Origin of the sequence: Streptomyces sp. NPDC102402 (assembly GCF_044765765.1) — a bacterium.
Taxonomy (GTDB): Bacteria; Actinomycetota; Actinomycetes; order Streptomycetales; family Streptomycetaceae; genus Streptomyces.
Genome location: NZ_JBIWKR010000021.1, coordinates 79,295 through 103,305, shown reverse-complemented (window position 1 = coordinate 103,305; position 24,011 = coordinate 79,295). Strand labels below are relative to the sequence as shown.

Here is a 24,011-nt window from a genome sequence, read left to right as displayed (position 1 = left end):
AACCCCACACATTCTATTGCCCCCCCCCCCCCCTTTTTTGGGGTGGGGGGGGGTGACAAACCCCCCCCCGGTTTTTTTTGTCCCCCCCCCGCCCCGGGGGGGGGGGGGGGGCCGGGGCCCCCCCCCCCCCCTCCCCTTGTCTCAGTCGAGGTGCCTCAGAGGGAGACGCCGTGCGAGCGCAGGTAGGCGATCGGGTCGACGTCCGAGCCGTAGCTCGGGCCGGTCCGGACCTCGAAGTGGAGGTGCGGGCCGGTGGAGTTGCCGGTGGAGCCGGAGAGGCCGATCTGCTGGCCGCCGGTCACGGTCTGGCCGGCCGAGACCTCGAGCGAGGACAGGTGCGCGTACTGGGAGTACATGCCGTCGCTGTGCTGGATGACGATCTCGTTGCCGTACGAGCCGCCCGAACCGGCGGAGACCACGGTGCCCGGACCGATGGACCGGACGCTGGTGCCGGAGGCCGCCTGGAAGTCCGAGCCGGTGTGGTAACCGCTGGACCAGCTGGCGCCGGAGGCGCGGTACTGGGTGGTGACGTTGGGGTTCTCGACCGGGGAGGTGTAGCCGGAGGCGCTGCTCTCCGAGGCGCCGGAGTCGGCCGTCTTCGCAGCCGTCTCCTCGGCCGGAGCGGCCGCCTCCTCGGCCGGAGCGGAGGACTTGGCCTTCGGAGCGGCCTCGGCCGAACCGGACACCTTGGCGCCGAGCGTGAGCTTCATGCCCGGACGGATCAGGCTCGGGTCCTCACCGACGACGTCCCGGTTCTGCTTGTACAGCTTCTGCCAGCCGCCCTTGACCTTCTTGTCGGCCGCGATCTTGGCCAGGTAGTCCCCGGCGACCACGGAGTAGGTCTTCGGGGAGCCCGTGGCGGCCGACGCGGGCGCACTGTGGGCGGTGGCGGACTTGGCGGCCGGTGCGGCCTGCTCGGCCGCGTGGGCGCCGGTGGCACCGATCAGCGGGAGCGCGAGAACGGCGCCACCGGTCCCCGCGGCAAGGACGCCTCGGGAGATCGGGCCGGTCTTCGTACGACGGTGCTTGCCTTTTGCGGGCATGGGGGATTTCCTCTCCGGCGCCTGCGAGGTGAGCTGTCGGGTTCGGGCTGGAGATGCCCGGCCGCGCACTGCGCGACTTAACCCCGAGCCGCACCGGATCCCTCCGGTACGGCGGCCTACCTGGTTCCCCCGCTCCTGCCACACGTGAGTCGGTGCGGATTCCGGGCGGCGGCAGGATTAGGCGTTCCGTCCGGATTGACCGTGACCGTAAGCGAGGCGGGACACCGCGAACAAGCCCTGCATTGCGGACCGGAATCCACCCTTCATTTCCGGCGCGGAATTCCCGTCACACTCCGTGGATCTGCGATCTTGGCTTTCCGCGCGGCATCAGGAATACCCGTCGGCATTTCCGCCACGCACCGTCACGGATATGATCCCGCTCACCCACCTCACCCCATCTCCCGTACAAGCGGGGCATGTTCTGCTAAATACACCAATACGGACATGTCATGGCCGTCACCCCAGAGGCACGCAGACACCACGGCGGCCGAGACGGTTGCCCGATGCAGCCATGTCGTATCGTCGCGGGCGTGCAACCGTCGGCGAGCGGCGCCGACACCCGACACACCAGGAGCCCCTTGTGACGCAGCTGCCAGAGGTCCCGCCGGCCGGCCCCGAGCCGACGGACGTCGACCTGACCGGAGTCCGCAACTTCCGCGACGTCGGCGGGCTTCCGACCACCGACGGCCGCACCGTGCGCTACGGGCGCCTCTACCGCAGCGGCCACCTCGCCCACGCCACCGAGGCGGACGCCGCCTTCCTGGCCGGGCTCGGCCTGCACACGATCTTCGACTTCCGCAACGCGGCCGACCACAAGCTCGACGGCCTGGACGTCGAGCTTCCAGGCGTCCGGAATGTCAGCATTCCTCTCTCGGACCCGGCCGACGGCGCGGAGTTCTGGCGCCTGGTGCGCGACGGGAACATCCAGCAGCTGCGCTCGATCCTGGCCGAGGGCAAGGGCACCGGCCGGATGGTCGCCTCGTACCGCTCGATCATCAAGGACCGCACCGCCGAACACAGCCGCGTGCTGCACGCGCTGGCCGAGGACAGCGTGCCGGCGTTGATGCACTGCGCGGCGGGCAAGGACCGGGCGGGCCTCTCGGTCGCGATCTCCCTGCTCGCGGTCGGCGTCGAGAAGGAGGCCATCGAGGCCGACTACCTCAAGTCGAACGACGCGCACCGCCGCTACAAGGTGAAGCGCAGCGATTCCTCGCCGACGGGGATGTCCGAAGAGGTGCTGGAGCTGCTCAACCCCCTCTTCGGCGCACACCCCGATTACCTGGCCGCGGCCTTCGCCACGATCGAGGAGATCTGGGGCAGCACGGACCGCTACTTCCTCGAAGGCCTCAAGATCACACCCGAGACCCGCGAGAAGCTGCGCGAGCGACTCGTCGAGGATGCCTGACGACGAGGGCCGCCCTGTCCGCCACCGTGACGGCGAGCGGTCAGCCCTTGCCCGCCACGGTGAAGAGGAGGAAGAGGAAGGCAGCGACGACGTGTCCGGCCACCAGGTAGGCGAAGAGCCGGATCACCACGCCGCGGGGCATCCGCCTCTCCTGTGTGTCCGCACTCTTCGCGCCTCGGGGGGTCAGCGGGTCGTAGTGCTCCGAATCGGACATGTCAGCCCTCTTTCTTCCGGTCGATCCGGCCTGGGTGGCGAACGGTGCGCACCGGTGTGGGTGCACGGGCCCTGCGGGTTCAGAGCCGGCGGATCCCGCCGCCCAGGCACAGCTCGGCGGCGGGGCTCTGCAGCAGCGTGTGGACGAAGAGCAGACGCGCCCCCGCGGCGTCGAGTGCCGCGATCCGGTGCGGGGTGAGCGAGTCGAAGTGCGCGCTGTCGCCCGGACCCAGGTCGTGCACGGTCTCGCCGAGCGCCAGGCGGAGCCGGCCGTCGAGGACGTACAGCCACTCCTCGCCGGGGTGGACGCGCACGAGGTCCCCCTCGGTGCCGTACGGGACGTGGACCCGCAGGGCCTGCATCGCACGACCCGGTCCGCCGGCCTGCCGGTAGACCCAGCCACCCGCCTCGGTGCCGCGCGGCGCGTCCCCGGGCGGACCGCCGCGGACGATCGCGTCACGTTCGGGCGGCATCTCACCCAGGAGCTCGGAGACGGTCGTACCGTAGACACGGGCGAGTCCGAGCAGCATCGGGAGCGAGGGCTGCCTGCGGCCCGTCTCGAGCCGGGAGAGATGGGCCGGGGAGAGGCCCGCCCGTCCCGCTGCGGCCTCCAGGGTGAGGCCGCGGTCGCGGCGCAGTTCACGCAGGCGGGGCGCGACACCGGGAAGCTCGTCGGCCGCCCCTCCGTCAGGAGGATTCATGCCTCCATTGAGCCAGCACCTTTCCTCCGGGGCAAATAACTTGCCCCAGAGGCAAAAACCGTTCAGCGGTTGGCGACGGCCTGCTTCACCAGGGTCCGGCCGAAGTCCCACATGAGTCCGCCCCCACTGTGCGCGTCGTCCATGACGGCGGTGAACGCGGTCACGAAGCGGTCGACCTCCGGTTCCCCGATGACCAGCGGCGGAATCAGCTTGATGACCTCGAGGTGATCACCCGAGACCTGGGTGAGGATCCGGTGCTTCTGCAGCAGCGGCACCACCACCATCTGCGCGAAGAGCCCCTTCCGGGCGGCCTGCAGCATCGTCCACCGGCTGCGGAGCTTGAGGGAGGACGGCCGGCCGAACTCGACACCGATCATCAGCCCGCGCCCGCGCACCTCGTGCAGCAGCTCGTAGCGGCTGACGAGGGCGGCGAGCCGTTCGCGCAGCAGGTCGCCGGTGCGGCGGGCGTTGGCGACGGTCTCCTCCTGCTCCATCACCGCGAGGACGGCGAGCCCGGCCGCCATCGCCTGAGCGTTGGAGCCGAAGCTCGCGGAGTGGACGAGGACCCGGTCCATTGAGGAGTAGACGCGCTTGAAGATCCAGTCCTTGCCGAGCGTGGCGCCGACCGGGACGTATCCGCCGGAGAGCGCCTTGGCGACGCAGAGCAGGTCGGGCTCGACCCCCTCCTCGTGCTGGTAGGCGTAGAAGTCGCCGGTCCTGCCGAGGCCGGTCTGCACCTCGTCGGCGATGAGCACGGCCTTGTGCCGGTGCAGCAGCTCCTGCGCCGCGCGCAGGAAGCCCGGGGGTGAGGCGTGGACGCCCTTGCCCTGGATCGGTTCCACGACCAGCCCGGCGACGTCCCCGCGCCTCAGCTCGCGCCGCAGGGCGTCGAGATCGCCGAGCGCGATGGCCGTGTCGGGCAGCAGCGGCGCGAACCCGTCCCGGAACCCCTTCTCGCCGTTGACGGAGAGCGAGCCGGTGGTCAGCCCGTGGAAGGCGTGGTCACAGTAGAGGATCCGCGGCTTGCCGGTGGCGTAGCGGGCGAACTTCAGCGCGGTCTCGACCGCCTCCGTACCGCTGTTGCCGAAGAACACCCGGTCCAGGTGCGGGCTGTGCGCCAGCAGCTTCTCGGCCAGCAGTCCGGGCAGCGGCTGGCAGTCGAAACGCGTGAGGTCGGCGAGGGAAGCGTCCAGGACGTCGTGGAGCGCCTGGCGTACGACGGGGTGGTGCCTGCCGAGCCCCATCACGCCGAAACCGGCGAGCATGTCGAGGTAGTCGTTGCCCTCCGCGTCCCAGAAGTGCGCGCCCTCGGCCCGCTCGTAGACCTTGTCGAAGCCGAGGGTGTGGAGCATCCTCGGCAGCTGGTGATTGAGGTGGCGGGTGTGCAGCTCGTAGCGTTCGGAACCCCGTTCCGCGAGGAGCCGCGCCAGGTCGAAGCCCGGGTGTCCGTCCTTCATGCGTCCTTCTCCTTCGGCACGTTCCGCTCCCTCGCGTCGGTGCGGCGGTCCAGCGCCGCACCGACGCGCCCGGCGACCTCCACCGGGGTGAGCCCGATCTCCGCGAGTACCTCACCGCGCCCGGCATGCGCGAGGAACCGCTCGGGGATTCCGAACGTCCGCAGCGGTACGTCGACGTCCGCGTCCCGCAGGGCCTGTCCGACGGCCCAGCCGACCCCGCCGGCCCTGCTGTTGTCCTCGACGACGACGACCAGCAGGTGTTGCGCGGCGAGGGCGGGCAGCTGCTCGTCGACCGGCTTGACCCAGCGTGGATCGACGACGGTGCAGCGGATTCCGGACCCGGCCAGCAGGTCGGCCGTCTGCAGGCAGAGCGGGGCGAGCACCCCGACGGCCACCAGCAGGACGTCCGGGTCCGGGGCGCGGTGCAGGACGTCCATCCCGCCGATCCTCCCGACGGCCGGGACGGGCTCCCCCACCGACTCCTTGGGGAAGCGGATCACCGTGGGTGCGTCGTCGACGCAGACGGCCTCGCGCAGTTCCTCGCGCAGGCGGTCGGCGTCGCGCGGGGCCGCGATCCGGAGCCCGGGGACGACCTGGAGCACGGACATGTCCCACATGCCGTTGTGCGAGGGGCCGTCGACCCCGGTGACCCCGGCCCGGTCGAGGACGAACGTCACGCCGCACCGGTGGAGGGCGACGTCCATCAGCAGTTGGTCGAACGCCCGGTTGAGGAAGGTCGCGTAGACGGCGACGACCGGGTGCAGGCCGCCGGTGGCCAGCCCCGCGGCGGAGACCGCCGCATGCTGCTCGGCGATCCCGACGTCCCAGATCCGGTCGGGGAACTCCGCGGCGAAGCGGGTCAGCCCGACCGGGTGCAGCATGGCCGCGGTGACCGCGACCACGTCAGGACGCTCGGCGCCGATCTCCGCGATCTCCTCGCCGAACACCGACGTCCAGGACGGAGCCGCGGGCACGACGAGCGGCTCGCAGGTCAGCGGGTCCATCCTGCCGACGGTGTGGAAGCGGTCGGCGTCGTCGGCCAGGGCGGGAGCGTAGCCGCGGCCCTTCTCGGTGATGCAGTGCACGAGCACCGGCCCGTGGAAACGCTTGGCCCGCTGCAGCGCGGACTCGACGGCCGCGGTGTCGTGCCCGTCGACCGGGCCGACGTACTTCAGGCCCAGGTCCTCGAACAGGCCCTGAGGGGCGAACGTGTCCTTGAAGCCCTTCTTCGCACCGTGCAGGGACCCGTACAGCGGCGGTCCGATGACCGGTGTCTGCTGGAGCACTCCCTTGCCCCAGGACAGGAAGCGCTCGTAGCCGTCGGTCGTACGGAGGATGGCGAGATGGTTCGCGAGACCGCCGATGGTCGGGGCGTACGAGCGCTCGTTGTCGTTCACGACGACGATCAGCGGACGGTCCCCGGCCGCCGCGATGTTGTTGAGCGCCTCCCAGGCCATGCCGCCGGTGAGGGCCCCGTCGCCGATGACCGCCACGACGTGGCGCGAACGGCCGAGCACCTGGTCGGCCTTGGCCAGGCCGTCCGCCCAGCCGAGCACGGTGGAGGCGTGGGAGTTCTCGATGACGTCGTGCTCGGACTCCTCGCGGGAGGGGTAGCCGGAGAGCCCGCCCCTGCTGCGCAGCCTGGAGAAGTCCTGGCGTCCCGTCAGCAGCTTGTGCACGTAGGTCTGGTGTCCGGTGTCCCACAGGATGCGGTCCACGGGCGAGTCGAAGACCCGGTGGAGGGCGACGGTGAGTTCGACGACCCCGAGGTTGGGTCCGAGATGGCCGCCCGATCCCGTCACGGCCCGGATCAGGAACTCCCTGATCTCCCGGGCGAGTTCTCCGGTCTCCGGTCGGCTCAGCGCCTTGAGATCCGGCGGCCCTTTGATGGATTCCAGCAGCGTCACGCTCGGGCCCCTCTCTGGTCCTGTCATCGGCTGACGGTCGCACCGGCCGCCCCGTCACCCGTGCGTCATCGCCGCCCGCCACCGGCCCGGCCCGGGGTGCGCCATGAGCGGCGGCGCACCACGGGCGGCCGGGCCGGCGGCCCGGGGAGACCCGGTGCGGCCGGCCGGCTCCCCCGCGGTCATGACGTCACCGGTTCCCGCCGATCGTCTCCCGTGCCGCTCGCAGGGATTCCTTCAGCGATCCCATGGTGGCGAGCACCGCGGTGGGCTCGTAGCCGCAGTGCGCCATGCAGTTGGCGCAACGCGGGTCCTTGCCCCGGCCGTACTTGTCCCAGTCGGTGTCCTCGATGAGTTCCCGGTAGGTCGGCACGTACCCGTCACTCATCAGGTAGCAGGGCCGCTGCCAGCCGAAGAGCGAGTAGTTGGGGATCGCCCAGGCCGTGCACGGGAAGTCGGCCTTGCCCTCCAGGAAGTCCAGGAAGAGAGGCGAGTGGTTGAGCCTCCAGCGACCGCGGTTGCCGCCCGCGAACGACTTCTTGAAGAGCTCACGGGTCTGCTCGACGCCCAGGAAGTGCTCCTGGTCGGGCGCCTTCTCGTAGGCGTAGGCGGGCGAGATCATCATCTCGTCGACCTTCATCTCGTCATTGAGGAAATTCAGCACCTCGATGACGGTCTGGGGCGTGTCCGTGTTGAAGAAGGTGGAGTTGGTCGTGACCCGGAAGCCTCGCCGCTTGGCCTCCTTCATCGCCTCCACCGCCTCGTCGAAGACGCCTTCCTTGGCGACCGACTCGTCGTGCCGCTCACGCAGCCCGTCGATGTGCACCGCGAAGGCGAAGTAGGGCGAGGGGGTGAACTTGTCGAGCTTCTTGCGCATCAGCATCGCGTTGGTGCAGAGGAAGACGTACTTCTTCTTCGCCACCAGCTGACGCACGATCTCATCGATCTGAGGGTGCATCAGGGGTTCGCCACCGGCGATGGAGACCATCGGGGCACCTGATTCCAGCACCGCCCCGACCGCCTGTGCGACCGGCATGCGCTGCTTCAGCACTCCGGCCGGGTGCTGGATCTTGCCACAGCCCTCGCACGCCAGATTGCAGGCGAACAAGGGCTCCAGCTCGACGATCAGCGGAAACTTCTCCCGCCTGCGGAGCTTCTGTTCGAAGAGATACGTCGCAACCTTGATGGACTGACGGAGCGGCATGGCCATCTGGGCTCACCTCCTGGGGAGCAGCAAAGATCGGTGCCATTCGTGAAAAGCCGGAAGGACAGCACGGAGAACGCGGAATGCCGATATTCCACCGCGGACCGTGCCGATACGGACGAGCTCATGCTCTGGAGCGTCCACGACCACCCGTACGGCCGCAACCGGGCGTGGCCCGGTCCGTACGGCTGTGCGGAGGGTGGCGGCGGACTCCATGTCCACCGCGATGGCACCGGTGGCCCGCAGGCCGGCCCGCTCCGGGCCCCGGACGACATGGCCGGTGCCGGCCAGCGGGCCGGTGTGGACCGTGCGCCCGGGCAGCGCTCTGACCAGCGCGTCGACCAGCAGACCGGTCCCGGTGCACGGGGTGGTGCCGGCGGCGTCCCTGGTCTCCTCGGCCACCACGAGGTCGCCCGGGTGCATGCCGGGCTCCAGCCCGGCACAGAAGCCGGAGGCGATGACCGCCGTGCCTCCGGCTCCGCTCAGTCCCAGCGCGTCCCGGACGGCGTCCTCCGCGGCCCGGGGGCCCATCCCCGACCTGATGATGCTCACCGGGCCGGGGCCGGGGAGGCAGCCCTTCCTGCCGGTGCGCAGGGCGAGGCGCTCGATGCCGAGCGCGCAGGCGATCAGCAGCGGTGTGGCGGGACCGGGCGGCTCCTGTGCACCACCCATGGACTCAGGCCCCCTTACCCGTACCGGCGCCGATCTCGGCGGCGGTGGCGAAGGGGTCGCCGTACACGTACCGGCCCAGGGCGGTGAGAGGGAAGACCTGCCGGTAGAGGTGGTAGTTGATGGAGAAGTCCCAGGGGAAGCCCGTCCCGGTGAAGTGCGGCTCGTCCCAGGAACCGTCCGCCTGCTGGGTCTCCGCCAGCCAGGCGACGCCTCTCTCCACGCACCTGGTCTCCCGCTCCCCCGCCGCCAGGAGCGCGAGCAGCGCCCACGCCGTCTGGGAGGCGGTCGAGCTGCCGTGGCCGATCCACTTCTCCTCGCGGTACGAACGCAGGTCCTCGCCCCAGCCCCCGTCGTCGTTCTGGACGGACTTCAGCCAGTCGCAGGCCCGCTTCACGGAGGGGTGCGCGGCCGGGAGCCCGGCCGCGATCAGCGCGGGCACCACGGAACCCGTCCCGTAGATGTAGTTGACGCCCCATCGGCCGAACCAGGCCCCGCTCTCCTCCTGTTCGGCGAGGAGCCAATCGATGCCACGCCGGGTACGGGGGTCGCGGGACCGGCCCTCGACGGCGAGCATCTCCACCACGTGTCCGGTGACGTCGGCCGACGGCGGGTCGATGACCTCACCGAAGTCGCAGAACGGCAGCCGGTTGGGGAAGGGGCTGGTGTTGTCCGCGTCGAAGGCTCCCCAGGCACCGTTGCGTGACTGCATGCCGAGGTTCCAGCGCACCCCGCGTTCGATGGCGGCCTCGACCCTCGCGGGGTCGGGGTGGCGGACGCGGCGCAGCGCCAGGACGACTTCGGCGGTGTCGTCGATGTCGGGATAGTTGTTGTTGTGGAACTCGAACGCCCATCCTCCTGGGGCGAGTTCAGGCCGACGTACGGACCAGTCCCCGGGCCGCACGATCTCTTCACCGAGCATCCAGTCGGCTGCCCTCACGAGCGCCGGATGGTCGGGGCTCACCCCGGCGTCGGCGAGGGCGATGGTGGCGAGACAGGTGTCCCAGACCGGTGACTGGCAGGCTTCGACCATGCGGGCGCCGTCCTCGCGCCACACGGTGAACCGGTCGAGCGATTCGAGTCCCGCCCGCATGACCGGGTGGTCGAGATCGTATCCGAGCAGGTGGAGGGCGATGACGGAGTAGACCGCGGGCGGCTGGATCCCGCCCCAGCAGCCGTCGTTCTCCTGGCGCTCGATGATCCAGCGGGCGGCGGCGTTCATGGCCATGCGCCGCAGCCTGCGCGGAGCCACCTTGTGGTAGAGGTGCAGCGCCTTGTCGAGCCGCTGGAAGACTCCGTCCCAACTGGCCGCGGGAGCGGTGGGCCTGGGCGGGTTGGGACAGGACGGGTCGGTGTGCAGTTCATCGAGGGCGAAGGGCGCCGGGCGCACGGGCCGCTTCGCGGACACGATGGTGAGCGGCACGATCGTCTGGCGTGCCCAGCATCCGAAGTCGTAGATGTTGAGAGGGACCCACTTCGGGAAGAACATCAGCTCGGGCGGGAGTTCCGGCAGGTCGGCCCACTTCCACCAGCCGAAGAGGGCCAGCCAGATGCGGGTGAAGACCCTGGACTCCGCGATGCCGCCCTGTTCTCTGACCCAGCCCGCGGCGCGGATCATGTGGGGGTCGTCGGGCCGGTCTCCGGCCAGCCGCAGGGCGACGTACGCCTCGATCGTGGCGGAGAGGTCGGGCGGCCCCTCGTAGAAGGTGTTCCAGGTGCCGTCGCCGAGCTGTTCGCCCCGGATGAAGCGGGCGGCGGCCTTGACGGTGTCCGGATCCTGGATGCCCAGGAACTGACGGAGGAGCAGGTCCTCCGCGTCCATGGTGACGTTGGTGGCGAGGTCGCCCTTCCACCAGCCCTGTTCGTCCTGTCTGCCGAGGAGGTGCTCCACCGAGCGCTCCGCGGCCAGCCGCGCGACGGCGAACATGTCGTCCGCGGTGGTGGTCGATTCGGTCGGATCGCTGGCCGAGGCTGCGCGGAGGTTCGCGGCCCCGGTGCTTCCGTCGGTCGTCGCTGTCATGGCTTCCCCTTCGTGCAGTTTGGTCCTCTGCTGTGCTGGGGTCTCCGTCGGCGGGCGCCCCGTGGGGCGCCCGCCGGCGACTGCGAGTCATATCTGGATGGTGATCATCTCTTTCGTACGACCACGAAGTCGGCGAGCTCGGTGAGCTGCGCCCGCACTCGTTCCGGCATGTCGACGCCGTGCAGCGCCTCGATGGCTACCGCGTGCTGACGGCGGGCTTCCTGGGCGGTCCACTCACGACCGCCCGCCTCCTCGATGAGCGCCGCACGCGCGGCGAACTCCTCTTCGGAGAAGCTGTCGAAGTCGCTGCTCCTGGCGTCGGCGGCGAGCAGTTCGCCCAGACGCTCCGAGGCCGGCCCGCCCGCGGCGAGCGCGGCCACGACGGGCAGTGACTTCTTGCGCTGGCGCAGGTCGCTCCAGGTCTGCTTGCCCGTGGACTCCGGGTCGCCCCAGATCCCGAGCAGGTCGTCGACCGCCTGGAAGGCGAGGCCGAGGTGGTAGCCGTACGCCTCCAGGACGTCGGCGGTACGGTCGTCGGCGCCGCCGAGGACGGCTCCGATGGAGACGGCGCAGGCGAGCAGGGCACCCGTCTTGTTGCCCTCCATCTCCAGGCACTCCTCGACGGTGACCCGCTCGCGGTGCTCGTAGGAGATGTCCTGGGCCTGACCGTCGATCAGCTTCCGGCTGGCCGTGGTCAGCCGGCGGGCCGCCCGGCCGGCCTCGACGGTGCCGAGCTCCAGCAGGATCTCGTTGGCCAGCGCGAAGAGCGCGTCGCCGACGAGGATCGCCTGGGCCGGTCCGTGCACCTTCCATACGGTGTCGCGGTGGCGGCGCTGCTCGTCGCCGTCCATCAGGTCGTCGTGCAGCAGCGAGAAGTTGTGCACGAGTTCGACAGCCACGGCGCCGGGGATCCCCGCCTCTGCCGGGGCTCCCGCCGCTTCCGCGGACAGCAGGGCGAGCGCGGGGCGGACGGCCTTGCCGCCGTCGCCGTCGGCGGGCCGGCCCTGGGCGTCGATCCAGCCGAAGTGGTAGGCCGCGACGGTGTCCATGGGCGGCGCGAGCCGTCCCACGGCAGCTCGCAGCACCGGCGCTGACAGGGCCCTTCCGCGCTCCAGAAGCGCGGTGACGTCCGCGGTGTCCACCACGGTGTCGTAAGCCGGATTCGCCGGGGTCACAGACTCTCCTCTTGTTCCGGTGGTACTGCTCATGCCGCCTCCTGCAGCGGATGTTCGTGGGGCCGGCCGAGGGCCTGGAGCGCGGCGTCCGCGGCGGTGAAGCCACTGCGGACGGCACCCTCCATCGTGGCGGGCCAGCCGGTGGCGGTCCATGCTCCCGCCAGGTTCAGCCCGGGGACGCGGGTGTGGGTGCCCGGCCTCAGGCGTCCCACGCCGGGCGTGGGGGCGAAGGTCGCGGTGCGTTCCCGGGTGACGAAGAAGTCGCGGATCCCGGCCCCTCGCGCCGCCGGGAGGAGCCGTTCGAGTTCGGGCACGTAGCGCTTGCGCAGCTCGGCGACGGGGAGGTCGATCTCGTCCTGTGCGGCGGACTGGGAGACCGCGAGGTACTGGCCGCCTCCCTGGAGACCGGAGGACTCCGTGCGGTCGAAGACCCACTGCACGGGCGACCCGAGCGCCGCGAAGAAGGGCCTGCGCAGCACCGTGCGGTCGTAGACGACATGGACGTTCAGGATCGGCGCGTCGGTGAGGTCGAGCAGCCGGCCGGGGTCGTCGAGCGCGCCTTCGGGGAGCAGCCGGTGGGTCTCGCCCTGGGGCACGGCGAGGACGACGGTGTCCGCCTCGATCGTCTCCCCGTCGGTCCCGACCGCCCAGCGGCCGTCCTCGGCGCGGGCGAGGGAGGTGACCCGGGTGCGCAGGTGGATCCCCACGCCCGCCGATTCGAGCGCCTTGCGGGCCAGGGTGTCGTGGAGGTCACCGAGGGGTACGGCGGCCCAGCCGATGTCGGCGGCACCGGGTTCGGAGAGGAGGCCCGTCTTGAAGACCTTCGCGGCCAGCGCCATGGAGGCGTTCGGTGCGGTGGCGTTGAGGGTGGCCACTCCGACGAGGTCCCAGAGGGCCTCGATGGTGCGGCGCGACTGCCCGTGGCGGCGTAGCCAGGTGGCGAAGTCGACGCCGTCCAGCGCGGGGTCGGCCGGGTCGAGACGGCCCAGCGCCAGGGCGGCGCGGGCCACACCGGCCTTCTCCGCGAGCGAGAGGTGCGGGTAGGCGGCGAGTCCGCCGGCCAGGTGCAGGGGTACGGGCAGCGCGGTGCGGCGCAGCCGTCCCAGCCTCGGCCCGGCGGGCCGGCCGACGTCGAGCACGGGCACGTCGAGGCGGTCCTGGAGAGGGGCGAGGTGAGCGCCCTCGATCCGGTCCAGGAACCAGCGGTAGCCCGTACAGCAGCGCAGGTAGACGTGCTGGCCGTTGTCGACGGAGAGGTCGCCGCGCCGGAAGGAGAAGGCGAGCCCGCCGAGCCGGGGGCGGCCTTCGAGCAGGGTCACGCCGAGCCCCGCGTCGGCGAGCCGCAGCGCAGCGGTGACACCCGCGAGGCCGCCGCCGACGACCACGGCACGGGAGGACCGAGGGCTCCGGCCGGTCATGCCTGCTCCCTTCGCCTTGTCGCCGCGGTCTTCTCTTCACGCCGCGACGTCGCAGACAGGGACGCACCGGGACGGCCGGAGGTTGCCCGCCCCGCGTGGATCGGACGCGTCATCAGACCCTCCCCCTGGCAGTCCGGCGGGAGATGTACCGCGCGTCGAGCCCCGACAGCCCCCGCACGGCAACGTACGCCTTCTCGTGGCCGGGCAGCGAGACCCTGCCGCGCAGGACCGCCTCGGGATCCCGTTCGATCCGGTCGAGGAGCCGCCGGTAGATGCCGGCCATGGCCGCCACGCAGGCACCGCTGCGCCGGTCCAGCATGGGAAGCAGCCGGTAGCCCTCGGCGAAGAGTGCCCGGGCGCGCCGGACCTCGAAGTGCACCAGGCCGGCGAAGTCCGCCCCGGGAGGCGGAGTGGCCCGCTGGAAACCGGCGGAGCAGCCGAACTTCGCGAGGTCGTCGGCGGGCAGGTAGGTGCGCCCGTTCCCCGCGTCCTCGCGGACGTCGCGCAGGATGTTGGTGAGCTGGAGTGCGAGGCCGAGCGTGTCGGCGTACTCCGCGGCCCGCTCCGCGCCGGGGGCGCCCGCCTCGGCCCCGAAGACGCCCAGGCTGAGGCGCCCGATGGCACCCGCGACACAGCGGCAGTACGTCTTCAGGTCGTCCCAGGTCTCGTACGTCGCGCCGCGGACGTCCATCAGCACGCCGTCGATGAGCTCGTCCAGGCCGCCGAGCGGGAGCGGGAAGCGGTGGGCGGCGTCGGTCAGCGCGACCGCGACCGGGTCGGTGTCGTCCTCGTCGACCTTGCCGTCCCGGATCCGGCCGAGCAGCTGCCGGGTGTCCTCCAGCCGGGCGTGCTTGGTCCCCGGATCCAGCTCGCCGTCGCCGATGTCGTCGACCCGACGGGAGAAGGCGTACAACGCCGACATGGCCTGCCGCTTCTCGTACGGCAGCAGTCGGATGCCGTACGCGAAGTTGCGGGCCTGCTGTCCGGTGACGGCCTCGCAGTAGCTGTACGCGGCCTGTACCGGTGCCGACATGTACGTCGTCTGTCCCTCCACGGTCCGGCTCACCCCTCTCTGTGCGCTCTTCGCAGGACGTCTCCCACTTCGCGCAGCAGTCTGGGCGCGGTGGGCTTGGGCGGTCCGGGCAGTACGTCGAAACCGGCGGCCGAGACGGCGCCGAGGGCGGCTCGCCCTCCGCCGACGAATCCGGCGAGCAGCAGCTTGAGCCGGCCGTGGACACTGCCCACAAGGGGGATGCCCTCGTCCAGCAGTTCGCGGGCGCGTTCCGCCTCGAACGCGATCAGTGCCCGTACCGCCGCGCCCGCGGACGGGGCGGCCAGGTCGGATTCGCCGACATGGAGACGGGCCATGTCCTCGGCGGGGAGATAGATCCGGTCGCGGCCGAGGTCCTCGGCGACGTCCTGGAGGTGTTCGGCGATCTGGAGCGCGGTGCAGACCGCGTCGGAACGGCGGATGCGTTCGGGGCTCGCGGTGCCGGTGATCTGCAGGACGAGCCGGCCGACCGGGTTGGCGGAGAGCTCGCAGTAGGCCAGCAGCTCGGCGTAGGTCCCGTAGCGACGGACCTTCTGGTCCTGCCGGTTGGCTTCGACGAGCCCGAGGAAGGGCTCGGGGGTGAGTGCGCAGCGCCGCACGGTGGGGCGCAGTACACGCATCAGGGGGTGGCGGGGGCCGTCACCCGTGGACGAGAAGACGCGGTGCAGGTCGGCTTCGAGGGCGTCCAGCAGGGCGAGCCGGTCCTCGGTCTGCCCGAGCTCGAGGCCGAGGTGGCGGGCGTCCCCGCCACCGGGGGCGAGGTCGCCGTCACCGATGTCGTCGACGAGGCGGGCGAAGCCGTAGACGGCCATCAGGTCGTCACGCCAGGCGCGGGGCAGGAAGAAGGGCGCCACGGGGAAATTCTCGTCGGCGGCCTTGCCGAGCGTGGCGGTCGTGGCGGCGTCGGCGGACACCTGCTGGGAACGGGTCACTGCGTACCGCCCGACGTGGGGACGGCGAAACCACGTCGGAGCTGGAGATTTTCCATCATTGCCGTCATATCTCCCGTTCTACACTGCCGACCCAAAACATCCCTTTTCGGACACGCCGCCCGTCCGGCCGAGTGCGGTATGCACACAACAGGCGATATGTCGGGGCGTATCGCCCCACAGTGCCGCGAATCAGTACCGTGCCAGCTTACGTTGTACAGCTCACAGCGCCGCGCCGGGGTGCGGCACGCGTCGACGCGACGTTCCGGCCGCCGTCAACCTTCCCCGGACTCGGGGCAATTGACGTCATCCGCCGGGAGGAGATCCCCCCTGGAGGCCCTGCGGGCCGTTCCCTCCGGCCGGCCCCGCACGCCGCAGGGCCCCCGCCACCGGGCTCCGGCGGGGGCCACACGCGCACGACGGCTACTTGCCGGTCTCCCTCTCGTAGGCCTTCAGCACCTCTTCGGTGGGCCCGTCCATCAGGAGCTCGCCCTTCTCCAGCCACAGCACCCGGTCGCAGGTGTCCCGGATGGTCTTGTTGTTGTGGCTGACCAGGAAGACGGTGCCTGCCTCCTTGCGCAGCTCGCGGATCCGCTCCTCGGAGCGGACCCGGAACTTGCGGTCGCCGGTGGCCAGCGCCTCGTCGATCATGAGGACGTCATGGTTCTTGGCGGCCGCGATCGAGAAGCGCAGACGGGCCGCCATGCCGGACGAGTACGTCCGCATCGGCAGCGTGATGAAGTCGCCCTTCTCGTTGATCCCGGAGAAGTCCACGATGTCCTGGTAGCGCGCCCGGATCTCCTCCCGGCTCATGCCCATCGCGAGTCCGCCGAGCACGACGTTGCGCTCACCCGTCAGGTCACTCATCAGCGCGGCGTTGACGCCGAGCAGCGACGGCTGGCCGTCCGTGTACACCTTGCCGTGCTCGGTCGGCAGCAGGCCGGCGATGGCCCGCAGCAGGGTCGACTTGCCCGAACCGTTGGTACCGATGAGGCCGATCGCCTGCCCGCGGTAGGCGGTGAAGGAGACGCCCCGCACCGCGTGCACCTTGCGCACACCGCGGGGCTCCCCCTTGCCGCGGCGCATGATCCGGCTCAGGGCAGCTGTGGCGCTGCCCTTCCCCCCGCCCGTGCCGTTGACCCGGTACACGATGTGCACGTCGTCCGCGATCACGGTGGGAATGTGTCCCTGGGACGTTTCCTCAGCCACGGCCGTACCGTTCCTCTGCCTTCCAGAAGTACACGAAGCCCAGCACGCCCACCACGAGCGACCAGGCGAGTCCGACGGCCCAGACGTGCTGCGGCAGGTTCTCCGAGCCGTAGCCGTCGATCAGGGCGAAGCGGACCAGGTCCATGTAGATGGCCGCCGGGTTGTACTGCAGCACGTCGGCGATCCACTGCGGCTTGTCCTCCAGCATCACGGGGATGGAGAACATGACGCCCGAGGCGTACATCCAGGTACGCATGACGAACGGCATCAGCTGGGCGAGGTCCGGGGTCTTGCTGCCCAGCCGGGCCATGACGAGCGCCAGGCCGGTGTTGAAGAGGAACTGCATGGCCAGCGCCGGGATCACGAGCAGCCAGGAGAGTCCCGGATAGCTGCCGAAGCCGATGGCCACGGCCACCAGCACGATCATCGAGAACAACAGCTGCTGGAGCTGCTGCAGCGAGAACGAGATGGGCAGCGAGGCCCGGGGGAAGTGCAGCGCGCGGACCAGACCGAGGTTGCCCGCGATCGAGCGGACCCCTGCCATGACCGAGCTCTGGGTGAAGGTGAAGACGAAGACCCCGGTCACCAGGAACGGGATGTAGACCTCATGGCTCATGCCCCGGCTGGTGCCGAGGATCACGCCGAAGATCAGGAAGTAGACGAAGGCGTTCAGCAGCGGTGTGGCCACCTGCCACAGCTGGCCGAGCTTCGCCTGGCTGTACTGCGCGGTCAGCTTGGCCCGCGAGAACGCCAGGATGAAATGCCGGCGGCCCCAGAGCTGCCGGATGTACGCGAACAGCCCGGGCCGGGCGCCGCTCACCGTAAGGCCGTACTTGTCGGCCAGCCGGGACGCGCTCAGTCCCTCGTCGGCGGACGGCGGGCTGCTCAGCGCAATCCCGCCGTCGTGGGTCGTGTCACTCACAGGTAAGAACTCTCGTCTTCACGATGCGCAGCCGGTCGCGGGCGCGGCCGAGGCGGACAGGATCCCCGTACGAAACGAATACGGCTCATGGTCTCAGAGGTGAGCCTCTCAGATCACCGGCGGCCGGCCCAGTCTGGTCAGCCGCCATACCGTACGCCACCTCATGGGGCGCCGGGGTCCGCAGGGCTTGGTCCAGCCTTCCCGGAAACCTCCGAACCATGCCCTGAGCGCGGGCAGCGAGGGCCTGCGGACCAGGGTGAGGAGCAGCCAGACCCCGACGTAGAGGGGCACCAGCGGCGTGGGCAGGTTGCGGCGGGCGAGCCAGACGCGGTTGCGGGCCACCATGCGGTGGTAGACCGCGTGGCGCGAGGGCGCGGTGGTGGGGTGGTTGAGCACCATGTCCGCGCGGTAGTCGATCATCCAGCCCGCGTCCAGGGCACGCCACGCGAGGTCGGTCTCCTCGTGCGCGTAGAAGAACTCGCCGGGGAGCGGGCCGGCCTCGGCGATCACCTGGCTGCGCACCGCGTTCGCGCCGCCGAGGAACGTCGTGACACGGGACGAGCGCATCGGGTCGGAGGCACGCAGCCGCGGCACGTGCCGTCGCTGGGTGACGCCGGTGTCCGGGTCCGCGATGCGGAAGGTGATGATCCCGAGCGCCGGGTCCGCGTCGAACGCCTGTCGGCAGAGCTCGGCGGTGTCGGTGTTCGGCAGGTACCCGTCGTCGTCGAGGAAGAGCAGGGCGTCCACGTCGGCCCCGGACGGACCGAACGCCTCGATGCCGACGTTGCGGCCGCCCGGGATGCCCAGGTTCTCGGGCAGCTCGACGGTCCGTACGCCAGGCGGGACGTCGGGGACCGGGGCGCCGTTGCCGACGACGACCACCTCGATGCGGTCGCCCTCCTGCCTGGCGACCGAGTCGAGAAGGGCACGCAGTTCTTCGGGGCGGTTGCCCATGGTGATGATGACCGCGCCGAGTTTCATGGGAGAGCTCACTTCAGCCTGCTGGACGCCAGGATCGACACCAGGTGCAGGACGGTCTGGAGAAGGGCGATGCCGGCCATGACCGCGACCGCGAGCCGGCTGAAGAAGAGGTCGTCCCTGACCACGTCGAGCACGGCCACCACCAGGATCACGAACGACGCCTCGATACCGAGGATGAGCCGGTGGAACTTGAGCGCACCGGCAGCACGGCGGGCGAACGCCATCCCGGAGGAACGGGGCTCGGACGCGGCCTCCTTGACGGGCGGCAGCCCGCCCTGGTGGCGCGCGACGCCGACGAGGTCGGTCTCCGACTTGATCAGGATGGCGCCCAGCGCGGCGAGCGTTCCCAGGAACGCCCACAGCCAGTCGATCCGGCCCGTGCCCCACAGGTCCGCGGCACGCAGGCCGAAGCCGACCAGCACCGCCGCGTCACACAGATAGGCGGCCACCCGGTCCAGATAGACCCCGGCCAGCGAGTACTGCTTCTTCCAGCGGGCGACCTCACCGTCGACGCAGTCGAACAGCAGGTAGAGCTGGACGGCGAGGACCCCGAGCAGGGCGCCCGGGATGCCCGGCACGAGGAGGGCCGGGGCCGCGAGCACACCCGCGACGGTCATCACGTAGGTCAGCTGGTTGGGCGTGACCTTGGTGGTCACCAGGCGCCGGGTGATGCGCAGCGAGATCTCGCGCATGTAGAGCCGACCCGCCCAGTGCTCGCCGCTGCGCCGGTCCTTCACACCCGGGGGGTGCACGACCGGGCGGAGTTCAGCTATGGATGGCTTTTGCATAGTCGGCGTACGCGTCCCTGATCTGGTCGGTGGACAGGTTGAGGTGTTCCAGGATCGTGAAGCGTCCCGGGCGCGTCTGCGGGGCGTACTCGACGGCCCGCACGAATTCCTCGGCGGTGAAGCCGATCTCGTCGGGCAGCACCGGCAGCCCGTGGCGCCGCAGTACGGAGGCCATGAGAAGCGACTCCTCGCGGGCCCCCCGCAGGTGCATGGCGAAGCAGGCGCCGAGGCCGACCTGCTCGCCGTGGCTGGCCGCGCGCTTCGGGTACAGCAGGTCGAAGGCGTGGTTGATCTCGTGGCATCCGCCCGAGGCCGGCCGTGAGTCCCCCGCGATCGACATGGAGATGCCGGTCAGGACGAGGCCTTCCGCGAGCACCTTGAGGAAGGCGTCGTCGCCGATCCCGCCGGGGTGGCGCAGGACCGCCTCGCCCGCCTGCCGGGCCATGGCCGCCGCGAGACCGTCGATGTCCTCGCCGCGCACCTCGTGCGCGAGCTCCCAGTCGGCGACGCAGGAGATGTTGGAGACCGCGTCGCCGATGCCCGAGCGCACGTAGCGTGCGGGCGCCTCGCGGATCACATCGAGGTCGATGACCACGGCGATCGGGGTGGGGACCCCGTAGGAGCCCCGCCCGTTGTCGTTGTCCAGCGTCGCGACCGGGGAGCAGAGCCCGTCGTGGGACAGGTTCGTCGCGACGGCGACCAGGGGCATGCCCACACGCGCCGCGGCGTACTTCGCCACGTCGATGATCTTGCCGCCGCCGAGGCCGACCACGGCGTCGTAGCGGTTGCCCTTGATGCCGTCGGCGAGCCGCACCGCGGAGTCGATCGTGCCGTCGGTGACCGGGTACCAGTCGGCACCCGGCAGCACCGGGGCGAGCCGCTCGCGCAGGGCGCGCCCGGACCCCCCGCTGATCGCGACGGCGAGCTTGCCCGACGCGGAGATCCGCTGGTCGGCCAGGAGGCCGGCCAGATCGTCCATCGCGCCACGCCGGATGTCCACGACGACCGGGGACGGGATGAGCCGGGTCAGTACAGGCACGCGATCTCCCTGCCCCTGGCGAGGTCGTCGTGGTTGTCGATCTCGACCCACGTCACCTCGCCGATGGGGGCGACGTCGACCGTGAATCCGCGGTTGACGAGCTCCTGGTAGCCGTCCTCGTAGTAGAGGTCGGGGTCGCGCTCGAAGGTGGTCCTCAGGGCGTCGGCGAGCTCTTCGGCGGCCTCGGGCTCGATCAGCGTGACGCCGATGTACTCGCCGGTCGCGGTGGCCGGGTCCATCAGCTTGGTGATCCGGCGGACGCCCTTGCCGTCCTCGGTGATGACCTTCATCTCCTCGTCGGCGAGGGTCTTCACCGTGTCGAGGGCGAGGATGATCTTCTGGCCCTTGCCACGCGCGTCCAGGAGGGTCTTCTCGACGGAGACCGGGTGCACGGTGTCGCCGTTGGCGAGGATGACGCCCTTCTTCAGGACCTCACGCGCGCACCAGAGGGAGTAGGCGTTGTTCCACTCCTCGGCCTTGTCGTTGTCGATCAGCGTCAGCGTCACGCCGTACGTGGCCTCGAACTCCGCCTTGCGGGCGTAGACCGCCTCCTTGCGGTAGCCGACGACGACCGCGACCTCGGTGAGCCCGACCTCGGCGAAGTTGGCCAGCGTCAGGTCCAGGACCGTCTTCTCGCCGTCCACCGGCACCAGGGCCTTGGGCAGCGTGTCCGTGTAGGGACGCAGACGGCGTCCGGCACCGGCAGCCAGTACGAGGCCGATCATGCGAGTTCTCCTTCGTCGTGTACGGCGGGGGCCGAGGAGGACACCCAGAAGCGGATGGACTCCACGAGCACCACCAGAGCCACGGCGGCCGCGAGCGCGGTCAGAGCCGTGGTGAAACCTGAACCATGGATCAGTACGGCGGCGAGAACGGCGACGACCAGGGTCCGGCCCTCGTGCCCGCCGATGGTGCGGACCAGCCACTGGGGCGGCGCCCCGGTGCCGCCCCGGATGCGGTACACCGTGTCGTAGTGATGGTAGGCGACAGCCGAAACCAGGCCGAATGCCGCGGGAACGGCATGCGGTATGTCACTGCGGGCCGCCAGCACCAGGACCGTGCAGTACTCCGCGGCACGGAAGACCGGAGGGACGAGCCAGTCGAGCGCGCCCTTGAGCGGCCGCGACACGGCGAGGCCGGAGACGGCCGCGTACACCACCGCCGCTCCCACGGTCAGCCAGCCGCCGTAGGGGGCGAACAGTGCCGCAGCGACCATCACCAGAGCACCGGCGAGTGCCAGGAGCGGCGCCGTGAAGCCTCCGCCGGGGCGCCGGAGCACACCGGCGACGGCCTGGGCGAGCGGACCGGAGTCGGCCAGGTCGGCCAGTGCCCGGGCGGCGCGGTCGGTGCGCTGCGCCTTGCGGGTCAGCGAGCGCAGCAGCCGGCCGGCCGTCGTGTAGCAGGCGGCCAGCGCGCAGCCGACGAGCAGGGCGTAGAAGACGATCCGAGGCGTGGTCACGGCGGTGAGCACGGCGATCATGGCCCAGCGCTCGCCGATGGGCAGGACTATCATCCGGCGCAGCCAGACCGTCCAGCCGACACTGTCGAGCTTGTCGGAGAGCGCGGCGGTGGGGCTCGTGTTGGACACCGCGTCGTGGTTCGCCTCGTTGAACGAGAAGTCGATGACATGGCGGCACGCCTGCAGCACCATCGCGCCGAGCGCGAGGACCCATACGTCATCACCGCCGCGGGCGGCGCCGAGGGCGAGGCCCGCGTAGTACGCGTACTCCTTGGCCCGGTCGAACGTGGCGTCCAGCCAGGCGCCCATCGTCGAGTACTGGAGCGAGTACCGGGCGAGCTGCCCGTCGGTGCAGTCCAGGACGAAGGAGAGGAGCAGGAGCACCCCGGCCGCGACATAGCCGCCGCGGGTACCGGTCGCCGCGCTGCCGGCCGCGATCAGCGCGGTGATCAGCGAGGCGGTGGTCACCTGGTTCGGGGTGAGCCCCCGGCGGGCGCACCAGCGGGCGATGTAGCGGGAGTAGGGGCTGATGAAGTACGTGGTGAAGAAGCCGTCGTGGGCCTTCACCGCGCTGCGCAGGCGCACGGCCTCGTCGTCGACGGCGGCCACGGCCGCCAGGGCGGCGGTCCGCTCCTCCGGCCCCGTGGGCACGGAAGCCGCGAGCGAACCGAGCACGGGGCGCTGCACCGGGGTGCCCTCCGCGTCCAGTGCCACGGCCAGCCGGCCGGGCACCGTGCGTTCCTCGGTGACGGGTCCGGCACCATGAGGCGCGACAGGGCTCCCCGTGCCGACGGCGGCCACGGCCCGCCGCAGGGCACGGAGCAGGGCGGGACGCGCCTCGGGCTGCGCGGTGAGCGCCCCGGGGATCGAGGCGGCGGCGAAGCGGGGGTCGGTGAGTCCTAGCCTGAGGGCATGGACGTGGCCGACGAAGCGGGGGTCCACGAGCGCGACGCGTCTGCTCGCGGGGACTGCCGCGAGCAGCTCGGCGGCCTCGGTGGCGTCAGCTGCGGCAGTCACCTCGAAGCCGAGTGACCGCAGATCGTCCTCGAGCGACGATCCGGGTACCGGCGCACCGGTGAGGATGGCGGTCGACAGACGAACTCACTCCTTGGTGCTGACGGGAACGGCGCGCGGACATGAGGCCGGAAGTGGACCGGCGGCGCGTCGGCTGAGGCTATCGGATGAACGGAAGACCGAGTTCACCGCCCGTTTGTGCTCCGTTCGGGCGAATAAGCCATCATGCGGCGCCGTTCGCGATCATCATCGTCGATCAACACCTCGACCCACAAACCGCGTCCGGACTGCGCATAAGCTGGCGGGATGACGTGGTTGATCACAGGCGGGGCCGGATACATCGGGGCACATGTGGCGAAGGCCATGACGGCTGCCGGGGAGCGGGTCGTCGTCCTCGACGACCTCTCGACGGGTATCGAGGAGCGGCTGCCCGCGGGCATCACCCTGGTGCGGGGCTCGGCCTCCGACCGCGGGGTGGTGGACCGGGTCCTGGCGGAGCACTCCGTTTCGGGTGTGGTGCATCTCGCGGCGAAGAAGCAGGTCGGCGAGTCCGTCGAGAAGCCGCTGCTCTACTACCGGGAGAACGTGGCCGGGCTCGCGGCACTGCTGGAGGCCGTGGTCGCGGCCGGGGTCAAGCGCTTCCTCCTCTCCTCGTCGGCAGCGGTCTACGGCGTCCCCGACGTGGAACTCATCACGGAGGAGACCCCGTGCGCGCCGATCAGCCCGTACGGCGAGACCAAGCTCGCCGGGGAGTGGATGGTCCGCGCGACGGGCCGGGCGCACGGCATCTCGACGGCCTGTCTGCGGTACTTCAACGTGGCGGGGGCGGCCGAGCCGGAACTGGCCGACACGGGTGTCTTCAACGTCGTCCCGATGTTCTTCGACCGGCTGACACGGGGGGAGGCCCCGCGGATCTTCGGTGACGACTACCCGACACCGGACGGCACCTGCGTACGCGACTACATCCATGTCGCCGACCTGGCGGACGCGCACCTCGCCGTAGCCCGGAGGATGAGCGAGGGAGCGGGCGGCGGCGACCTCACCGTGAACATCGGCCGCGGCGAGGGCGTCTCCGTACGGCGGATCGCCGAGCTGGTGGCCGAGGTCACCGGTCTTCCCGCGGAGCCGGTGATCGAGCCGCGCAGGCCGGGGGACGCCGCCCGGGCGGTCGCGTCGGCCTCCCGGATGACCGACGAGCTGGGCTGGAAGGCCCGCCGCGGGATGCGCGAGATGGTGCGCTCGGCATGGGACGGCTGGTGCCTGCGCCACCCCGGAGCTCGCGTCGAGCAGTGAGGGACCACCCCCGGCAGCGTTCTGACCTGCGATCGTTTCCGCAGGTCAGAGCACATGACAACGGTGTTCAGTGCCGTGTTGCCCGCTACCCCTCCCCCGTAGTTCACTGGCCGCACC

Annotated in this window: 21 protein-coding genes and 1 riboswitch; of the genes, 2 read left to right on the top strand and 19 right to left on the bottom strand. The window is 70.8% G+C overall.

Going from position 1 to position 24,011, the window contains the following annotated elements; translation table 11 throughout:
- Positions 1 to 155: 155 nt before the first annotated feature.
- Positions 156 to 1,043, bottom strand: a complete 888-nt coding sequence (locus ACIRJR_RS34430) for a peptidoglycan DD-metalloendopeptidase family protein (protein WP_403788223.1) — start codon at positions 1,041 to 1,043, stop codon at positions 156 to 158.
- A gap of 5 nt (positions 1,044 to 1,048) precedes the next feature.
- Positions 1,049 to 1,208: riboswitch (cyclic di-AMP (ydaO/yuaA leader) on the bottom strand.
- A 415-nt stretch (positions 1,209 to 1,623) separates the two neighbouring features.
- Between ACIRJR_RS34430 and ACIRJR_RS34425 the strand changes: the two genes are divergently transcribed.
- On the top strand, positions 1,624 to 2,448 hold the full coding sequence (locus tag ACIRJR_RS34425) for a tyrosine-protein phosphatase (RefSeq protein WP_403788221.1): 825 nt from the start codon (positions 1,624 to 1,626) through the stop codon (positions 2,446 to 2,448).
- A 40-nt stretch (positions 2,449 to 2,488) separates the two neighbouring features.
- Here ACIRJR_RS34425 and ACIRJR_RS34420 read toward each other — a convergent pair whose 3' ends face one another.
- From ACIRJR_RS34420 to ACIRJR_RS34335, 18 genes are all read right to left on the bottom strand, one after another.
- Positions 2,489 to 2,662, bottom strand: coding sequence for a DUF6126 family protein (locus tag ACIRJR_RS34420; protein WP_403788219.1), 174 nt, complete (start codon positions 2,660 to 2,662; stop codon positions 2,489 to 2,491).
- Positions 2,663 to 2,741: 79 nt separating this feature from the next.
- On the bottom strand, positions 2,742 to 3,362 hold the full coding sequence (locus ACIRJR_RS34415) for a helix-turn-helix domain-containing protein (RefSeq protein WP_403788217.1): 621 nt from the start codon (positions 3,360 to 3,362) through the stop codon (positions 2,742 to 2,744).
- A 62-nt stretch (positions 3,363 to 3,424) separates the two neighbouring features.
- On the bottom strand, positions 3,425 to 4,819 hold the full coding sequence (locus tag ACIRJR_RS34410; protein WP_403788215.1) for an aspartate aminotransferase family protein: 1,395 nt from the start codon (positions 4,817 to 4,819) through the stop codon (positions 3,425 to 3,427).
- Positions 4,816 to 6,726 carry a 1-deoxy-D-xylulose-5-phosphate synthase gene (gene dxs / locus ACIRJR_RS34405; RefSeq protein ID WP_403788213.1) on the bottom strand — a complete coding sequence of 637 codons (1,911 nt, stop codon included), beginning with the start codon at positions 6,724 to 6,726 and terminating at the stop codon, positions 4,816 to 4,818. Before dxs ends, ACIRJR_RS34410 begins: the two co-directional genes overlap by 4 nt.
- Before the next feature lie 187 nt (positions 6,727 to 6,913).
- Entirely contained in the window at positions 6,914 to 7,933 is a 1,020-nt protein-coding gene (gene hpnH / locus ACIRJR_RS34400; protein WP_403788211.1) for an adenosyl-hopene transferase HpnH, read from the bottom strand.
- A gap of 6 nt (positions 7,934 to 7,939) precedes the next feature.
- Complete coding sequence (locus tag ACIRJR_RS34395) at positions 7,940 to 8,599, bottom strand: 1-hydroxy-2-methyl-2-butenyl 4-diphosphate reductase (protein ID WP_403788209.1); 660 nt, start codon at positions 8,597 to 8,599, stop codon at positions 7,940 to 7,942.
- A gap of 4 nt (positions 8,600 to 8,603) precedes the next feature.
- Positions 8,604 to 10,616, bottom strand: coding sequence for a squalene--hopene cyclase (gene shc, locus ACIRJR_RS34390; RefSeq protein ID WP_403788207.1), 2,013 nt, complete (start codon positions 10,614 to 10,616; stop codon positions 8,604 to 8,606).
- Positions 10,617 to 10,720: 104 nt separating this feature from the next.
- Positions 10,721 to 11,824 carry a polyprenyl synthetase family protein gene (locus tag ACIRJR_RS34385; RefSeq protein ID WP_403788205.1) on the bottom strand — a complete coding sequence of 368 codons (1,104 nt, stop codon included), beginning with the start codon at positions 11,822 to 11,824 and terminating at the stop codon, positions 10,721 to 10,723.
- Positions 11,821 to 13,209 carry a hydroxysqualene dehydroxylase HpnE gene (hpnE, locus tag ACIRJR_RS34380; protein ID WP_403788203.1) on the bottom strand — a complete coding sequence of 463 codons (1,389 nt, stop codon included), beginning with the start codon at positions 13,207 to 13,209 and terminating at the stop codon, positions 11,821 to 11,823. Before hpnE ends, ACIRJR_RS34385 begins: the two co-directional genes overlap by 4 nt.
- A gap of 112 nt (positions 13,210 to 13,321) precedes the next feature.
- Complete coding sequence (gene hpnD / locus ACIRJR_RS34375) at positions 13,322 to 14,242, bottom strand: presqualene diphosphate synthase HpnD (RefSeq protein ID WP_403788201.1); 921 nt, start codon at positions 14,240 to 14,242, stop codon at positions 13,322 to 13,324.
- Positions 14,243 to 14,271: 29 nt separating this feature from the next.
- Entirely contained in the window at positions 14,272 to 15,192 is a 921-nt protein-coding gene (gene hpnC / locus ACIRJR_RS34370) for a squalene synthase HpnC (protein WP_403788199.1), read from the bottom strand.
- Between the two features lie 420 nt (positions 15,193 to 15,612).
- Entirely contained in the window at positions 15,613 to 16,398 is a 786-nt protein-coding gene (locus ACIRJR_RS34365; protein WP_403788197.1) for an ABC transporter ATP-binding protein, read from the bottom strand.
- Positions 16,391 to 17,320, bottom strand: a complete 930-nt coding sequence (locus ACIRJR_RS34360) for an ABC transporter permease (RefSeq protein WP_403788195.1) — start codon at positions 17,318 to 17,320, stop codon at positions 16,391 to 16,393. The genes ACIRJR_RS34365 and ACIRJR_RS34360 overlap by 8 nt, the downstream gene beginning before the upstream one ends.
- Before the next feature lie 108 nt (positions 17,321 to 17,428).
- Entirely contained in the window at positions 17,429 to 18,301 is an 873-nt protein-coding gene (locus tag ACIRJR_RS34355; RefSeq protein ID WP_403788193.1) for a glycosyltransferase family 2 protein, read from the bottom strand.
- 8 nt (positions 18,302 to 18,309) lie between these two features.
- Positions 18,310 to 19,089 carry a CDP-alcohol phosphatidyltransferase family protein gene (locus ACIRJR_RS34350; RefSeq protein WP_403788191.1) on the bottom strand — a complete coding sequence of 260 codons (780 nt, stop codon included), beginning with the start codon at positions 19,087 to 19,089 and terminating at the stop codon, positions 18,310 to 18,312.
- Positions 19,067 to 20,128 carry an iron-containing alcohol dehydrogenase family protein gene (locus ACIRJR_RS34345; protein WP_403788189.1) on the bottom strand — a complete coding sequence of 354 codons (1,062 nt, stop codon included), beginning with the start codon at positions 20,126 to 20,128 and terminating at the stop codon, positions 19,067 to 19,069. Before ACIRJR_RS34345 ends, ACIRJR_RS34350 begins: the two co-directional genes overlap by 23 nt.
- The gene (locus tag ACIRJR_RS34340; RefSeq protein WP_383574014.1) at positions 20,116 to 20,853 is read right to left on the bottom strand and encodes a sugar phosphate nucleotidyltransferase; all 738 of its coding nucleotides are present in this window, start codon (positions 20,851 to 20,853) and stop codon (positions 20,116 to 20,118) included. Before ACIRJR_RS34340 ends, ACIRJR_RS34345 begins: the two co-directional genes overlap by 13 nt.
- Complete coding sequence (locus tag ACIRJR_RS34335) at positions 20,850 to 22,604, bottom strand: DUF5941 domain-containing protein (protein ID WP_403788187.1); 1,755 nt, start codon at positions 22,602 to 22,604, stop codon at positions 20,850 to 20,852. The genes ACIRJR_RS34340 and ACIRJR_RS34335 overlap by 4 nt, the downstream gene beginning before the upstream one ends.
- Positions 22,605 to 22,907: 303 nt before the next feature.
- Here ACIRJR_RS34335 and galE point away from each other — a divergent pair, with 303 nt between their 5' ends.
- Entirely contained in the window at positions 22,908 to 23,894 is a 987-nt protein-coding gene (gene galE / locus ACIRJR_RS34330) for a UDP-glucose 4-epimerase GalE (protein WP_403788185.1), read from the top strand.
- The last annotated feature ends 117 nt before the right edge of the window (positions 23,895 to 24,011 follow it).

Excerpts from the sequence above, each read along its gene's own strand:
- ACIRJR_RS34395 (WP_403788209.1), bottom strand. The coding sequence starts at position 8,599 with ATGGGTGGTGCACAGGAGCCGCCCGGTCCCGCCACACCGCTGCTGATC.
- hpnE (WP_403788203.1), bottom strand. The coding sequence starts at position 13,209 with ATGACCGGCCGGAGCCCTCGGTCCTCCCGTGCCGTGGTCGTCGGCGGC.
- ACIRJR_RS34355 (WP_403788193.1), bottom strand. The coding sequence starts at position 18,301 with ATGAAACTCGGCGCGGTCATCATCACCATGGGCAACCGCCCCGAAGAA.
- ACIRJR_RS34350 (WP_403788191.1), bottom strand. The coding sequence starts at position 19,089 with ATGCAAAAGCCATCCATAGCTGAACTCCGCCCGGTCGTGCACCCCCCG.
- ACIRJR_RS34385 (WP_403788205.1), bottom strand. The coding sequence starts at position 11,824 with ATGAGCAGTACCACCGGAACAAGAGGAGAGTCTGTGACCCCGGCGAAT.
- ACIRJR_RS34420 (WP_403788219.1), bottom strand. The coding sequence starts at position 2,662 with ATGTCCGATTCGGAGCACTACGACCCGCTGACCCCCCGAGGCGCGAAG.
- ACIRJR_RS34430 (WP_403788223.1), bottom strand. The coding sequence starts at position 1,043 with ATGCCCGCAAAAGGCAAGCACCGTCGTACGAAGACCGGCCCGATCTCC.
- shc (WP_403788207.1), bottom strand. The coding sequence starts at position 10,616 with ATGACAGCGACGACCGACGGAAGCACCGGGGCCGCGAACCTCCGCGCA.
- galE (WP_403788185.1), top strand. The coding sequence starts at position 22,908 with ATGACGTGGTTGATCACAGGCGGGGCCGGATACATCGGGGCACATGTG.
- hpnD (WP_403788201.1), bottom strand. The coding sequence starts at position 14,242 with ATGTCGGCACCGGTACAGGCCGCGTACAGCTACTGCGAGGCCGTCACC.
- ACIRJR_RS34340 (WP_383574014.1), bottom strand. The coding sequence starts at position 20,853 with ATGATCGGCCTCGTACTGGCTGCCGGTGCCGGACGCCGTCTGCGTCCC.
- ACIRJR_RS34410 (WP_403788215.1), bottom strand. The coding sequence starts at position 4,819 with ATGAAGGACGGACACCCGGGCTTCGACCTGGCGCGGCTCCTCGCGGAA.
- ACIRJR_RS34415 (WP_403788217.1), bottom strand. The coding sequence starts at position 3,362 with ATGAATCCTCCTGACGGAGGGGCGGCCGACGAGCTTCCCGGTGTCGCG.
- hpnH (WP_403788211.1), bottom strand. The coding sequence starts at position 7,933 with ATGGCCATGCCGCTCCGTCAGTCCATCAAGGTTGCGACGTATCTCTTC.